A 14066-nucleotide genomic window follows, 5' to 3' on the forward strand; every position below is an offset into this window, starting at 1 on the left:
AACATCAAAATTGCAACAATCATTGCTTTATTGCACTCATGAAGTAATTTTGGAAATAATTATTTACCAATGGAAATATTATGTTGTGTAAAATATACAGACGAAAAAAAAGCGGCCCGCAGGCCGCTTTTTTGGTGACGCTAACTGAGTGGAACGCTTACGCGTTGCTCTCACCTTTCTTGATCCACGCCGCCAATTGATGCGGACGCAGGGCGTCGTAGTCTTCGAATGGCTGGTGAATCCACGGGTTGTGTGGCAGTTCTTCCATCTGGTAGTCCGGCTTGAAGGCCGAGCTGCCCTTGGTCCAGATCACTGCGGTTTTCACTTCGGTCACGCCGTCGAAGTTCTGCTTCAGGTGGTCCACCACCTTCATCAGGGTCACGCCGGAATCGGCCAGGTCGTCCAGCAGCAAAATCTTGCCGGACAGCGGGCCCTTGGTCATGGTCATGTACTTGGCGATGTCCAGATCGCCCTGCACAGTGCCCTTCTCGGCGCGGTAGGAGCTGGTCGACAGGATCGCCAGCGGCACGTCGAAGATGCGCGAGAACACGTCGCCCGGACGCACGCCGCCGCGCGCCAGGCACAGCACCATGTCGAATTTCCAGCCGGACTCGTGCACCTTGAGCGCCAGGCGCTCGATCAGGCGGTGGTACTCATCCCAGGAGACCCAGAGGTGTTTTTCGTTGGATTGTGGGGTGCTCATAATTTCCTCGATTACGCGAACGGATGGCGCAGCACGATCGTTTCTTCACGATCCGGACCGGTCGAAACCATGTCCACCGGCACGCCGACCAGTTCTTCAATACGCTTGATGTAGTTGCGGGCCGCCACTGGCAGCGCGTCCATCGACTTGGCGCCGACGGTGGTGTCGGTCCAACCCGGCATTTCTTCGTACACCGGCACGCAACGCGCGGCTTCTTCGGCGCCCGACGGGAAGATGTCGACCGCTTCGCCGTCGATGGTGTAGCCGGTGCACAGCTTCAGGGTTTCCAGGCCGTCCAGCACGTCCAGCTTGGTGATGCACATGCCGGTCACGCCATTGATCTGAACCGAGCGGCGCAGCAGCGCGGCGTCAAACCAGCCGCAGCGACGGGCACGGCCGGTCACGGTGCCGAACTCGTGGCCCACTTGCGCCAGGTGGTGGCCAACGCCGGCGTCGGTTGGCAGTTCCGAAGGGAACGGACCGGAACCCACGCGGGTGGTGTAGGCCTTGGTGATGCCCATGACGTAGTGCAGCATGCTCGGGCCCACGCCGGCGCCGGCGGCGGCATTGCCGGCCACGCAGTTCGACGAGGTCACGAACGGATAGGTGCCGTGGTCGACGTCCAGCAGCGAGCCCTGGGCGCCTTCGAACAGCAGGTTGGCGCCGGCTTTATGCGCTTTGTACAGCGCGCTCGAGACGTCGGTCACCATCGGACGCAGACGCGGCACGTAGGCCAGCGCGTCGTCCAGGGTTTTCTGGTAGTCGACCTTCGGTGCTTTCAGATAGTTTTCCAGCACGAAGTTGTGGTAGTCCAGATTGGCTGCCAGCTTTTCGGCGAAACGCTTTTCGTTCAACAGGTCGGCGACGCGGATGGCGCGGCGCGCCACTTTGTCTTCATAGGCCGGGCCGATGCCCTTGCCGGTGGTGCCGATTTTGGCGTCGCCGCGGGCGGCTTCGCGCGCATGGTCCAGCGCGGCGTGGTAAGGCAGGATCACCGGCGCGGCGTCCGACACTTTCAGGCGCGAGGCAACTTCAACGCCGACCGCTTCCAGCTTGTCGATTTCGCGCAGCACGTCCGGCACCGACACCACCACACCGTTACCGATGTAGCAGGCCACGCCTGGACGCATAATGCCCGACGGGATCAACTGCAGCGCAGTTTTCACGCCGCCGATGACCAGCGTGTGGCCGGCATTGTGACCGCCCTGGAAGCGCACCACGCCTTGGGCGTGGTCGGTCAGCCAGTCAACGATTTTGCCTTTACCTTCATCGCCCCATTGGGTGCCGATGACGACGACGTTTTTTGCGTTTTTCATAGACATCATTCAACCTAAGTTTTTAAGAATCCAGTTACTACCATTCTCGTCGAGCACCAGCGCGCGATCGCACTCGAACTCGTCCAGTTCGTGGCTGTGACCCGGCATACTCTGGATCACCACTTCGCCGGACTTGCGCAGCTCGGCGATTTTTTCCTTCAATTCCGGCGCGTTGCCCCATGGAGCGCGGATCGAATGCTTGCGTTCCGCAGTCGGCAACAGGCGCGCCAGTTCGCGCAGGTCGAGCGAGAAGCCGGTGGCGGGACGCGCCCGGCCAAATGCCTCGCCTACGTGATCGTAACGGCCGCCGCGCGCCACCGCGTTCGGCAAGCCTGGTACATACAGCGCGAACATCGCGCCGCTTTCATACTGATAACCGCGCAGGTCGGCCAGATCGATCTGCACCTGGGCACGGCCGATCGCCGATGCCGCCAGCGCCGCCAGTTCGGCCAGCGCCTTGGTCACGCCCGGCAGCTGCGGCAGCACGTCGCGCGCCTTGCTCAGCACATCGATATCGCCATACAGCGACGGCAACGCCAGCAAGGCGTCGCGCACCTGCGGCGCGTAATCCCTGGTCAGCGCCTGCAGGTCCGGCACATCCTTGGCGCGCAGCGCGGCATGGATTTTAGCCTGATCGCGCTTGGCGGCCGGGCAGTGTTCCAGCAACGCGTGCAGCACGCCGACATGGGTCAGGTCCAGCCGCACATCGGTGAAGCCGGCCAGGGCCAGCGACGACAACGCCAGTTCCTGGATTTCGGCGTCGGCTTCGAGGCCGGCGTGACCGTACATTTCGCAACCGATCTGCAGCGGCTCGCGGGTGGCGTGCAGGCCCGATGGACGGGTATGCAGCACACTGCCGGCGTAGCACAGACGGGTGACCGAAGCGCGGTTCAACAGGTGGGCGTCGATGCGCGCCACTTGCGTGGTCATGTCCGGGCGCAGGCCCAGCATGCGACCCGACAGCTGGTCGACCAGTTTGAAGGTGCGCAGATCGGTGTCTTCACCGGCGCCGGTCAGCAGCGACTCCAGGTACTCCAGCAGCGGCGGCATCACCAACTCGTAGCCATACAAGCGGAAATTATCCAGCATCAGGCGGCGCAACTCTTCAATTTTGCGCGCTTCCGACGGCAATACGTCGGCGATATTCTCAGGCAGCAGCCAATTCGGCATGGGACTATTTAATTAAGAAATGAACAATGCGGCGCACAGGCCACGGCCGCTTAACTGTACGGCCGAACCTGATATTTTACGCGAAAATGCGTCTTTAGAGGGGAAAAAGATGCGATCCGGCAGGCCAAGGGCGCTGCCGGATCGTGGTGCGGCTTACTTTTTGGCCGGAGCCGGGGCTGCGCCGCCGGCGCCCGAGCCCTTGAAGTACTTGAAGAAGTCGGAGCTGGCGTCCATCACCATCACGTCGCCGTGGTTCTTGAAGGTGGTGCGATAGGCTTCCAGGCTACGGTAAAACTTGTAGAACTCCGGATTGCGGCCAAACGCTTCGGCGTAGATGGCCGATGCCTTGGCGTCGCCCTCACCCTTGACCTCTTCGGCCTGGCGATAGGCTTCGGCCAGGATCACGGCGCGCTGGCGCTCCGCATCGGCGCGGATCTTCTCGGATTCAGCCGAACCGGTGGAACGCAGCTCGTTGGCGACGCGGGTACGCTCGGCCTTCATGCGCTCGTACACCGAGTTGTTGATCTGCTCAACATACTCGACGCGCTTGAGGCGCACGTCGATGATCTCGACCCCGATCTGCGCGGCATCCGCCACCACCTTGTTGCGGATCCCGTCCATCACCTTGCTGCGCTGGCCGGAGATCACCTCAGCCACGGTGCGCTTGCTGATTTCCTCGTTCAGCGCGGCCTTGATGATCTGCGACATGCGGTCACGCGCACGGCTTTCGTCGCCGCCAAAGGTCACGTAGTACAGCTTGGGCTGATTCTCGTTGCGGCCAATGCGCCATTTGACGAAGCTGTCCACCAGGATGTTCATCTTCTCGGCGGTGATGAAGCGGTCGGCGTCCGGCGATTCGATGGTGGTGATGCGGTTATCCAGGAACACCACGTTCTGGAACGGTGGCGGCAGTTTGAAGTGCAGACCCGGCTCGCGTATCACTTCCTTGATCTGGCCCAGCGCGAACACGATCGCATATTTGCGCTGGTCGACCACGAACACGGTCGACGACAGCAGCATCAGCGCGATGAACGCCAGGACTACGGTGCTAGCTATGCGGTTCATTAACGGCTCTCCCGGTCACGTAAGGAGTCGCGCGAGCGCGGATCGCGCACGCGGTTGACCTCCACCGACGGCATCAGGTCGGATGGCAAGGCGGTGGTGGACGATGGCGGATTGGCGGCCGCTTGCGCGGCGGCGCGTGCCGCCGCAGCCTGGGCGTCGGTGGCCGCGGCCTGGGCGATCAGCTTGTCCAGCGGCAGATACAGCAGATTGCTGCCGGTTTTGGCATCCACCATCACCTTGGAGGCGCTGGAGAAGATCTGCTGCATGGTGTCCAGATACATGCGGTCGCGCGTAACGGCCGGCGCCTTCTGGTACTCAACCAGCACCTGCTTGAAGCGCGAGGCGTTACCGGTGGCGTTTTCCACCACCATCGAGCGATAGGCTTCGGCCTCCTGCTGCAGACGCGAAGCGTAGCCGCGCGCTTTTGGAATGATGTCGTTGGCGTAGGCCTGGCCTTCATTCTTCTGGCGTTCCAGATCCTGGCCGGCCTTGACGGCGTCGTCAAACGCCACCTGCACCTGCTCCGGCGGCTGCACCGCCTGCAGCGTGACGCTGGAAATCAGCACGCCGGAGGCGTAGCGGTCCAGAATCTGCTGCATCAATTGCTGGGTCTCGAAGGCGACCTTGTCGCGGCCCTCGTACAGCACGAAGTCCATCTTGTTGCGGCCGACGATTTCGCGGATCGAGGTTTCGGCCACCTGGCGCACCGTGTCTTCCTCGTCGCGGTTATTCATCAGCCACGCTACCGGGTTATTCAGCTTGAACTGCACGGCGAACTGAATGTCGATGATGTTTTCGTCATCGGTCAGCATCAGCGATTCGCGCGTCTGCTTGTTCTTGATATTGCCGCGATAGCCGATTTCCACCATGCGCATCTGCGATACCTTGACCGTTTCATCGCTCTGGAACGGATACGGCCAGCGCCAGTTAAAACCGGAGCCGGTGGTATGACTGACCTTACCGAAGGTGTAGACCACGCCGGTCTGGCCTTCCTGCACGATGAACGAACCGCTGGCCAGCCAGATCAGCGCCACCACGGCGCCGATCGCGCCGGCGGTGGCGCGCACGCCGCCGCTGATGTCGGGACGCGGCGCGCCGCCGTCACCGCCACCATTGTTGTTGTCGCCGTTGGGACGCTTCTGACCAAACAAGCCATTCAGTTTCTGATTGAAGTCGCGCCACAGCTGTTCCATGTCGGGCGGACCTTCGCCGGGCTTCTTGCCTTCATTGGCCTGCGGCTTGTTGTCCTTCCCCCAGCGGGGGTCGTTCAGCGACAGCTTCAGGCCGAGTCGTTTCATAAGTGAGGAGACACGCATTAGTGTGATCCAACGTGAGTGAGGGTGGGACTGCTCTCTTCTGCTTCTAATTCTTCTTCTATATCGTAGGACGGCTGCTGTTGCAGACGCGCGCCCGGCGCGGCCTGGGCCCATTCGGTGATGGCGCCGCGCAGCAGATCCAGTCCGGCCCCAGTGCGGGCACTGAGGAAGACCCTGGAAATCTTATCATACTCATCTCGCTCGACAGAGGGTTCGAGACCCGCCGCGTCGATCTTATTCCACACCAGGATTTGCGGGATGTGGTCGGCGCCGATTTCCTGCAGCACCAGGTTGACCTGTTCGATCTGCTCCATGCGCACCGGCGACGCCGCGTCCACCACATGCAGCAGCAGATCGGCGTGGATGGTTTCCTCCAGCGTGGCGCGGAATGCCGCCACCAGCTGGTGCGGCAGCTCGCGCACGAAACCGACCGTGTCGGACAGCACCACGTGCCCTACTTCCTGGTTCATATAGACCCGGCGCGAGGTGGTGTCCAGCGTCGCGAACAACTGGTCGGCCGCATACACGCCAGCCTTGGTGACCGCGTTGAACAGGGTCGACTTGCCGGCATTGGTATAGCCGACCAGCGAGATCGAGAAAGTCTGGGTACGGTTGCGCGAACGGCGCTGGGTCTCATGCTGCTTGCGCAGCTTGGCCAGGCGCGCACGCAGCGCTTTGACGCGCTCACCAATCAGGCGGCGGTCAGTCTCCAGCTGGGTTTCACCAGGACCGCGCAGGCCGATACCGCCCTTTTGCCGCTCCAGGTGAGTCCAGCCACGGATCAGACGCGTGGCCAAGTGCTGCAACTGCGCCAGCTCGACCTGCAGCTTGCCCTCGTGGCTTTTGGCACGCTGGGCAAAGATATCAAGAATCAAGCTGGTCCGGTCCAGCACCCGAATGTTCAGGCGCTTTTCCAGATTGCGTTGCTGCGCCGGCGACAGCGCGTGATTGAAAATGACGATTTCGACGCGATCAGCCAGCACGGCCTGGCCGATTTCGTCGGCCTTGCCGCTGCCGACGAAATAAGCCGCGTCCGGGGAGGAGCGCTTTGCCGTGATGGTGGTCACCGGTTCGGCGCCCGCCGACCGTGCCAGCAGCTGCAATTCCTCGATGCTGGCGGCAAAGTCGCCCTGGCCGAAATCAATACCGACTAGAGCTGCGCGCATACGACGGTCAGACGTTGTGGGAAGAAGCGATACTGCAAACGCTTATTCCGCTTCGTTTTCAATATTGAGGTTGACGGCGCGCGCCGGTACCACGGTGGAGATGGCGTGCTTGTAGACCATCTGGGTCACGGTGTTACGCAGCAAAACGACGTATTGGTCGAACGATTCGATATGGCCTTGCAGCTTGATGCCGTTGACCAGATAGATCGAGACAGGAACGTGCTCTTTGCGCAAGGCGTTCAGGAATGGGTCTTGTAACAGTTGCCCTTTGTTGCTCATAACAGCTCCATTTTATGTTGTTGTGTTGGAAGTGGAGGCGAAACGCTTGATTTCAAGTACGTGGCCCAGCGAAAAGTCACAAAAAAGTCAAACAATTTTCGCTGAAACACCGCTCGCCACGTCAAAAGTGGTGCTTCTAAGCCACTGTAACCTGTTTTTGTTTTTTTTGCAGGGTGTTCCTGCAAAAAAACCGCTTTATTTTTCGGAAGATTTGGCGAACGGATTCTTACCGGTACGCAGTTCGATCCGCAACGGCGTACCGACCAGGTTAAACGTCTCGCGGAAATGCTTCTCCAGATAACGTTTGTACGGTTCGCTGATCGCATCCAGGGCGTTGCCGTGGATGACGATCACCGGCGGATTCATGCCGCCCTGGTGGGCATAACGCATCTTCGGACGGATCGAGCCCTTGCGCTTCGGCTCCTGCTTTTCCACCGCTTCGATCAGCGCGCGGGTCAGCTTAGGCGTCGACAGATCGGCGAAGGCGGCGGCGTAGGCCTGGTTCAGCGATTTCATCAGCGGGCCGATGCCCTGCGCCTTCAGCGCCGAGATGAAGTGCATCTTGGCGAAACCGAGGAAGTCCAGCTTGCGGTCGATGTCGATCTTGATCTCGTCGCGCTGCCACGATTCCAGACCGTCCCACTTGTTGACGGCAATGACCAGCGCGCGGCCGGTTTCCAGCACGAAGCCGGCGATGTGGGCGTCCTGCTCGGAGATGTCCTGCTGGGCGTCCAGCATCAGCACCACCACGTTGGCTTCCGAGATCGATTGCAGCGTCTTCACCACCGAGAACTTCTCGATCGCTTCAAACACTTTGCCGCGGCGGCGGATGCCGGCGGTGTCGATCAGCGTGTACTGCTTGCCTTCGCGCTCGAACGGAATCTCGATCGAATCGCGGGTGGTACCCGGCATGTCGAAGGCGATCACGCGCTCTTCGCCCACCAGGGTGTTGATCAGCGTCGACTTGCCGACGTTGGGACGGCCGACCAGCGCGATCTTGATGCCGCGATCGGTCTTCTCCAGCTCTTCCGGATCTTCCGGACGCTGTTCGAAAGCGGTGTTCAACGCCAGGTCCACCAGATCGTGGACGCCATCGCCGTGGGCCGAAGAAATGACCGCCGGTTCGCCCATCCCCAGTTCATAGAAGTCCGCGACCACGGCGTTGTAGCGCATGCCCTCGGCCTTGTTCACGACCAGGATCACCGGACGACCGCTCTTGCGCAGGAAGTCGGTGATGGTCTTGTCGTGCGGCGTCAGACCCTGACGGCCGTCGACCAGAAACACGACCACGTCGGCTTCGGCCACGGCCTGCTTGGTCTGCTTGGCCATCTGATGCAGGATGCCTTCCTTGGCCACCGGCTCAAAGCCGCCGGTGTCAATAACGAGGAAGGGACGTTCGCCGACACGGCCCTCGCCATAGTGACGATCGCGCGTCAACCCAGGCAAGTCCGCCACCAGCGCATCGCGCGAGCGGGTCAGACGATTAAACAAGGTCGATTTCCCTACATTGGGTCGACCCACTAGTGCGATTACCGGCTTCATTCTTCTTACTCGACCGCTAGCGCGGTCACTGTCCCTGATTGGGTTTGGAAAATCAAATTCGTGCCAGCGACGACAGGATCAGCGTTGATCGCGCTGCCGTCGGTCGCCACACGACCTATGAACGAACCATCTTCCCGCGACAGGAAGTGGATGTAACCCTGGTAGTCGCCCACCGCCACCGTGCGTCCATAGGACACAGGAGTGGACAGCACGCGGTACGACAACTTGTCGTTCTTCCAGGCGTTGGCGCCGTTTTCACGGCTATAGGCGGCCACGTCGCCTTTTTCGTCCGAGACGAATACAAAACGCTGATCCACCGCCACGCCACGATCGGACGAAGCGGCCTTGCTCCAGTGCGGCGCGCCGGTGGTGGCGTCAAAGCATGCCACCCGACCCTGATACGACACGGCGCACACGTCTTTTTCAAAAATCACCGGGGTGCCGGCGATGTCGGTTACACGTTCCAGCTCAGTGGCGCCGCGTGGCTCACCGACCACCACTTCAAAGCGCTGCAGGCCACCGGCCACGTTCAGCGCCAGCAGCTTGCCGCCCGGCTGGGCGATGTAGGCGTTCTGACCGTTGATGACCATGCCCGGCGCATTGCGCAGGGTCAGGGCCGGCACGGTACGGGTCACGTTCCACTTTTTGGCGCCGGTCTTGGCGTCGTAACCGGTGATCATGTTGTCGACGCTGCGCACCACCACCACGCCATTGCCTACTTCCGGCGACGACAGCACTTCGCTGGTCGCCTGAGCTTTCCACAGCTGCTTGCCGCTGACGTCATACGCCAGTATCTGGCCCTTGGCGCCGCCCACCACCACCACTTCGCCATCGGTGCCAACGCCGGCCGTCAGGTCGGTGCCGGTCTTGACGCGCCACGCTTCCTTGCCGGTGGCGGCGTTCAGGCGTACCAGCACGCCGTCGGCATCGGCCACGTACACGCTGTCGCCGGCCAATGCCGGAGTGAACACCGCGTTGCCAGCTTTGCCCAGCGAGTATTTCCACACCACTTTAGGATTCAGCGATGGATTTTTCAGCTCCACCAGCGGCACCGGCTGGGTCTTGCTTTCTTTAGATCCGAACAAGGAACAACCGGCCAACATCGCAAACACGCTTGCTGCAACAACTTTTTCGGTAATACGCATCTTTTTAACCTTGATCTGGATAGGCGCGGCCCACGCCGCGCCGGGAAATTACGCTGCGCCTTTGTCGGCTGGTACGGAACCGCCAATCGCTTCCAGCTTCAACTGGATCAGCTGACGGCCCGGATTCTTCTTGTCGGTCGCATCCAGCGCGGCCTGATAGGCGCTGCGCGCTTCTGCCAGCTTGTTCTGCGCGGCCAGAATGTCACCCTTGCGGTCAGCCACGGCGCCGGCAAACGCTGGCGGCACATCGCCGGCCAGGGTCTTCAGCGCTTCATCGTAGGCTTTTTCGTCCAGCAGCACGCCGGCCAGACGGATCTTGGCCACCGCCTTGAACTCATCCGAACCATGTTCCGCAGCCCATTGCAGCTGGGCCTTGGCCGATTTCAGGTCATTGGCTTCGAACGCGCTCTTGGCCGCCACCAGTGCGCCCATCGGCGCGTAGGCGGTGCTACCAAATTTGCTTTCCATGTCGCCGGCGGCGCGCAGCACCTTGGCGTTGTCCTTGGCCTGCACCGCGTTCTGCAGCTCTTCGTACAGCGCCGAAGCTTGCGAAGCCTGGCTGCGCTGGTAGTAGTTCCAGCCGGTCCAGCCGGAGTACGCCGCGAGGCCGGCGATCAGCACCCAGGTCGTGGCGTTGCCGTACTTGTCCCACCATGCTTTGAGGGACGCTATCTGTTCTTGTTCTTCAAGATCGTATGCCATGGTCTTCGTCTGCGCTTATCGTTGAGTGAATTAGTGGTTGCAGTGCTCGTCGTGCACGTGATGGTGATGATCGCCGCTGTCGGTGATTTGATCGACCACGAAGTCTACTACGTCGTCGAACGGCACCGTGGTTTGTTGCTGCTCCCCTTCCGCCGCGCGCATCGATTTCACGGCGGCGGTGTTATTGGTGACTTCATCTTCGCCGATGATGATGGCGTAGGCGGCGCCGCTGCCGTCGGCCTTCTTCATCTGCGATTTGAAGCTGCCGGCACCGGCCGCGGTGGCGCCGTGCATGATGACGTCCAGGCCGGCGTCGCGCAGGCGCTCGCCCAGCACGAAGGTTTGCAGCTGCGCCGCTTCGCCCTGGTGCACCAGGTAGACGTCGCACTGGCCAGGCGCTTCCGGCTCGCCGGCTTCCTTCATCAGCTCCAGCAGGCGCTCGATGCCCATGGCGAAACCGACGGCGGGCGTTGGCTTGCCGCCGAAGGAGGCGATCAGCGGATCGTAACGGCCGCCGGCGCACACCGTGCCTTGCGAGCCCAGTGAGTCGGTGACCCATTCGAACACGGTACGGTTGTAGTAATCCAGACCGCGCACCAGGCGGGTGTTGATCACATACGGGATGTTGTTGTGGTCCAGGATCTTGCGCACGCCGTTGAAGTGGGCCAGCGATTCCTCGCCCAGGTAATCCATCAGCTTCGGCGCGGCGTTGACCATCTCTTGCATCGCCGGGTTCTTGGTGTCCAGAATACGCAGCGGGTTGCTGTGCAGGCGGCGCTTGGCTTCGGCGTCGAGGATGTCCTCGTGCTTTTCCAGATAGGCGATCAGGTCGACGCGGTGGCGCGCGCGCTCTTCGGCGTCGCCGATCGAGTTCAGTTCCAGGCGGATCTCCGGCAGGCCCAGGTCATCCCACAGGCGGCGGCACATGATGATCAGTTCCGCGTCCACGTCCGGGCCGGTGAAGCCGACCGCTTCGCAGCCGAACTGGTAGAACTGGCGATAGCGGCCGCGCTGCGGACGCTCGTGGCGGAACATCGGGCCGGTGTACCACAGGCGCTTCGGACCTTCGTAGACCAGGTTATGTTCGATCACCGCGCGCACGGCGCCGGCGGTGCCTTCGGGACGCAGCGTCAGCTGGTCGCCGTTCATCGAGTCTTCGAAGGAGTACATTTCCTTTTCAACGATGTCGGTGACGGCACCGATCGCGCGTTTGAACAGCGCGGTGTCTTCCACGATCGGGGTGCGGATCTGCTGGAAGCCATAGCTCTGCACCACCGATTGTGCGGTGTTCTCAAACAGCTGCCACAGGTGCGAGTCCTGCGGCAGGATGTCATTCATGCCCTTAACGGCGACGATTTTTTCAGATTTGGACATATTCTTTACTGTAGTTCTTCTTCACGTAATTCAGTACGATTTCCTGGAATTCCTCGACGATGCGCTCACCGCGCAGCGTGGCCACCTTGGCGCCATCGACAAACACCGGCGCCGCCGGCGATTCGCCCGTGCCCGGCAAACTGATGCCGATGTTGGCATGCTTGGATTCGCCCGGGCCGTTAACGATGCAGCCCATCACGGCCACGTTCATCGCCTCCACGCCCGGATAGGTCTTTTTCCACTCCGGCATCTGCTCGCGCAGGAAGGTCTGGATGTTATCCGCCAGCTCCTGGAACGTGGTCGAGGTGGTGCGGCCGCAGCCTGGGCACGCGATCACCATCGGCGTGAACTTGCGCAGGCCCATGGTCTGCAGGATCTCCTGGCCGACCACCACTTCCTTGGTACGGTCGCCGCCCGGTTCCGGCGTCAGCGAGATGCGGATCGTATCGCCGATGCCCTCTTGCAGCAGCACCGACAGCGCGGCGGTCGAAGCAACGATGCCCTTGCTGCCCATGCCGGCCTCGGTCAGGCCCAGATGCAGCGGATAGTCGCATCGCTTGCCCAGTTCACGGTACACCGCGATCAAATCCTGCACGCCCGAGACTTTGCACGACAGGATGATCTTGTCGCGCGCCAGGCCCAGTTCTTCCGCGCGTTGCGCGTTTTCGATGGCCGAGGTAATCAGCGCCTCGTACATCACCTGCTGCGCGGTCCACGGATTCGCGCGCACCGCGTTTTCGTCCATGATGCGCGCCAGCAGCGCCTGATCCAGGCTGCCCCAGTTGACGCCGATGCGCACCGGCTTGTCGTGGCGCGCCGCCACTTCGATCATTTGCGCAAACTGCGTATCGCGCTTGGCGCCCTTGCCAACGTTGCCCGGGTTGATGCGGTACTTGGACAGCGCCTTGGCGCACTCCGGATAATCGTTCAGCAGCGTGTGGCCGTTGTAATGGAAATCGCCCACCAGCGGCACATCGACTTCCATCTTGTCCAGCTGCTCGCGGATGTAGGGCACCGCTTCGGCGGCTTCCGGACGATCCACGGTCAGGCGCACCAGTTCCGAACCCGCGCGCGCCAGATCGCGGATCTGGATCGCGGTTTCGATGGCGTTGGCGGTGTCGGTGTTGGTCATCGACTGCACCACCACCGGGGCGTCGCCGCCGACCCAGATCTTGCGCTCGCCGTGCTGGATCAGCACGCGGCGGCTGGCGCGGCGGTCGATGGGTCCCGAAGGAATAGCAGTTTGCGTCATGGTTGTGCTCTTACTTGTACTCTTACTTGATATTTACGCGCGAAATCGTGCCACCGGGGATAGCTGGCAACGGCAGCGGCGCGCCGCCCAGCGTGGCCTGCACGCCCGACGGTTTGCCAACGATCAGCAGCGCCGGATCCTTGATATCAAACGTCTCGGTGCTGCCCGCTTTCACCAGCTTCGAAATCAACGGCGTCGTGCCGGGGCGGCGGATTTCCACCCACGAGTCTTCGGTCACCGTCAGCACCAGCTGGTGGCCGACACCGCTCGCCACTGGCGATGCGGCCGGCGCGGCCGGTGTCGGCGCTGGCGCGGCTACCACTGGCGCCGGAGTCGGGGCAGCCGCAGCCGGCGGCGTCACGGTTGCCGGCGCCGTTGCGGCGGCTGGTTCGGTCGCCGGCGGCGTCACACCTGCTACCGAGCTGCCAGTGGCGGCTTGATCGCCAGCTTGCGGCGGCACCGAAATCAGCGGCACGTTAGGCTGCTGCAGCGTCGACGGCTCCTTGACCAGCGTGGTCTCGATGGCCGGCGCCGGCTTGGCCTCTTCCGCCTTGCGCTCGAACAGCGAGGCCGGAATCAGGCCGCTCTGGTAAGCGTAAGCGGCCGCGCCGCCCACCACTACCACCGCGGCCAGGCCGATCAGCCAACCGGCCGGCTTGGACGGACGCTCGCCGCCCAAACTCAAGCGCGATTCCGAGAACGAGGCCGACAAATCCTTGCGCGGCACCACCACCTCGGGGACCGGTGGCGCTGCCGCTTCGATCATCGCCACCAGCGGCGCCGCATCCATCTTCAACACCTTGGCATAGGCGCGTACAAAGCCACGCGTGACCGCCATGTTGGGTAGCGCGGCATAATCGCCGGCTTCCAATGCCTTCACCTGGCGCACCGCCAGCTTCAGTTGATCCGCAATCTGCTCCACCGTCCAGCCCATCGCCTGGCGCTGGGCTGCCAGTAGCGCGCCGGGCGTGGCCTTGCCGGTGCTGCCCTGTTCCTGCGGCGGTTCTGCCCACTCAGAATTCATTGGTACCCCTGT

The 14066-nt window shown here is 62.0% G+C and carries 13 protein-coding genes; all 13 read right to left on the bottom strand.

The annotated features are described in order from the left end of the window. Positions 1–157 precede the first annotated feature (157 nt). Positions 158–703 (bottom strand): phosphoribosyltransferase, encoded by a 546-nt coding sequence (locus GJ699_RS03980; RefSeq protein WP_154373350.1) that lies wholly within the window; start codon positions 701–703, stop codon positions 158–160. Between the two features lie 11 nt (positions 704–714). Next, on the bottom strand, positions 715–2028 hold the full coding sequence (locus GJ699_RS03985; RefSeq protein WP_154373352.1) for an adenylosuccinate synthase: 1314 nt from the start codon (positions 2026–2028) through the stop codon (positions 715–717). After that, positions 2029–3189, bottom strand: coding sequence for an ATP phosphoribosyltransferase regulatory subunit (locus tag GJ699_RS03990; RefSeq protein WP_154373354.1), 1161 nt, complete (start codon positions 3187–3189; stop codon positions 2029–2031). Between the two features lie 153 nt (positions 3190–3342). Further along, the gene (hflC, locus tag GJ699_RS03995; protein ID WP_154373356.1) at positions 3343–4254 is read right to left on the bottom strand and encodes a protease modulator HflC; all 912 of its coding nucleotides are present in this window, start codon (positions 4252–4254) and stop codon (positions 3343–3345) included. Beyond that, entirely contained in the window at positions 4254–5552 is a 1299-nt protein-coding gene (gene hflK / locus GJ699_RS04000) for an FtsH protease activity modulator HflK (protein ID WP_229261938.1), read from the bottom strand. The genes hflC and hflK overlap by 1 nt, the downstream gene beginning before the upstream one ends. Positions 5553–5569: 17 nt before the next feature. Continuing rightward, the gene (gene hflX, locus GJ699_RS04005) at positions 5570–6736 is read right to left on the bottom strand and encodes a GTPase HflX (RefSeq protein WP_154373359.1); all 1167 of its coding nucleotides are present in this window, start codon (positions 6734–6736) and stop codon (positions 5570–5572) included. 42 nt (positions 6737–6778) lie between these two features. Next, the gene (gene hfq, locus GJ699_RS04010; RefSeq protein WP_072780809.1) at positions 6779–7015 is read right to left on the bottom strand and encodes an RNA chaperone Hfq; all 237 of its coding nucleotides are present in this window, start codon (positions 7013–7015) and stop codon (positions 6779–6781) included. 195 nt (positions 7016–7210) lie between these two features. Then, the gene (gene der, locus GJ699_RS04015) at positions 7211–8557 is read right to left on the bottom strand and encodes a ribosome biogenesis GTPase Der (protein ID WP_154373361.1); all 1347 of its coding nucleotides are present in this window, start codon (positions 8555–8557) and stop codon (positions 7211–7213) included. Positions 8558–8562: 5 nt separating this feature from the next. Further along, positions 8563–9702 carry an outer membrane protein assembly factor BamB gene (gene bamB, locus GJ699_RS04020; protein WP_154373363.1) on the bottom strand — a complete coding sequence of 380 codons (1140 nt, stop codon included), beginning with the start codon at positions 9700–9702 and terminating at the stop codon, positions 8563–8565. Between the two features lie 48 nt (positions 9703–9750). Beyond that, entirely contained in the window at positions 9751–10404 is a 654-nt protein-coding gene (locus GJ699_RS04025; protein ID WP_154373365.1) for a YfgM family protein, read from the bottom strand. A 30-nt stretch (positions 10405–10434) separates the two neighbouring features. Next, positions 10435–11778, bottom strand: a complete 1344-nt coding sequence (gene hisS, locus GJ699_RS04030) for a histidine--tRNA ligase (protein WP_154373367.1) — start codon at positions 11776–11778, stop codon at positions 10435–10437. After that, positions 11765–13030 (bottom strand): flavodoxin-dependent (E)-4-hydroxy-3-methylbut-2-enyl-diphosphate synthase, encoded by a 1266-nt coding sequence (gene ispG, locus GJ699_RS04035; RefSeq protein ID WP_154373368.1) that lies wholly within the window; start codon positions 13028–13030, stop codon positions 11765–11767. The genes hisS and ispG overlap by 14 nt, the downstream gene beginning before the upstream one ends. 22 nt (positions 13031–13052) lie before the next feature. Then, positions 13053–14054, bottom strand: a complete 1002-nt coding sequence (locus tag GJ699_RS04040) for a RodZ domain-containing protein (RefSeq protein WP_154373369.1) — start codon at positions 14052–14054, stop codon at positions 13053–13055. Positions 14055–14066 lie beyond the last annotated feature (12 nt).

It is taken from the genome of Duganella guangzhouensis (assembly GCF_009674535.1).
Classification (GTDB): domain Bacteria; phylum Pseudomonadota; class Gammaproteobacteria; order Burkholderiales; family Burkholderiaceae_D; genus Rugamonas; species Rugamonas guangzhouensis.

Excerpts from the sequence above, each read along its gene's own strand:
- GJ699_RS03980 (WP_154373350.1), bottom strand. The coding sequence starts at position 703 with ATGAGCACCCCACAATCCAACGAAAAACACCTCTGGGTCTCCTGGGAT.
- GJ699_RS03985 (WP_154373352.1), bottom strand. The coding sequence starts at position 2,028 with ATGATGTCTATGAAAAACGCAAAAAACGTCGTCGTCATCGGCACCCAA.
- GJ699_RS03990 (WP_154373354.1), bottom strand. The coding sequence starts at position 3,189 with ATGCCGAATTGGCTGCTGCCTGAGAATATCGCCGACGTATTGCCGTCG.
- hflC (WP_154373356.1), bottom strand. The coding sequence starts at position 4,254 with ATGAACCGCATAGCTAGCACCGTAGTCCTGGCGTTCATCGCGCTGATG.
- hflK (WP_229261938.1), bottom strand. The coding sequence starts at position 5,552 with ATGAAACGACTCGGCCTGAAGCTGTCGCTGAACGACCCCCGCTGGGGG.
- hflX (WP_154373359.1), bottom strand. The coding sequence starts at position 6,736 with ATGCGCGCAGCTCTAGTCGGTATTGATTTCGGCCAGGGCGACTTTGCC.
- hfq (WP_072780809.1), bottom strand. The coding sequence starts at position 7,015 with ATGAGCAACAAAGGGCAACTGTTACAAGACCCATTCCTGAACGCCTTG.
- der (WP_154373361.1), bottom strand. The coding sequence starts at position 8,557 with ATGAAGCCGGTAATCGCACTAGTGGGTCGACCCAATGTAGGGAAATCG.
- bamB (WP_154373363.1), bottom strand. The coding sequence starts at position 9,702 with ATGCGTATTACCGAAAAAGTTGTTGCAGCAAGCGTGTTTGCGATGTTG.
- GJ699_RS04025 (WP_154373365.1), bottom strand. The coding sequence starts at position 10,404 with ATGGCATACGATCTTGAAGAACAAGAACAGATAGCGTCCCTCAAAGCA.
- hisS (WP_154373367.1), bottom strand. The coding sequence starts at position 11,778 with ATGTCCAAATCTGAAAAAATCGTCGCCGTTAAGGGCATGAATGACATC.
- ispG (WP_154373368.1), bottom strand. The coding sequence starts at position 13,030 with ATGACGCAAACTGCTATTCCTTCGGGACCCATCGACCGCCGCGCCAGC.
- GJ699_RS04040 (WP_154373369.1), bottom strand. The coding sequence starts at position 14,054 with ATGAATTCTGAGTGGGCAGAACCGCCGCAGGAACAGGGCAGCACCGGC.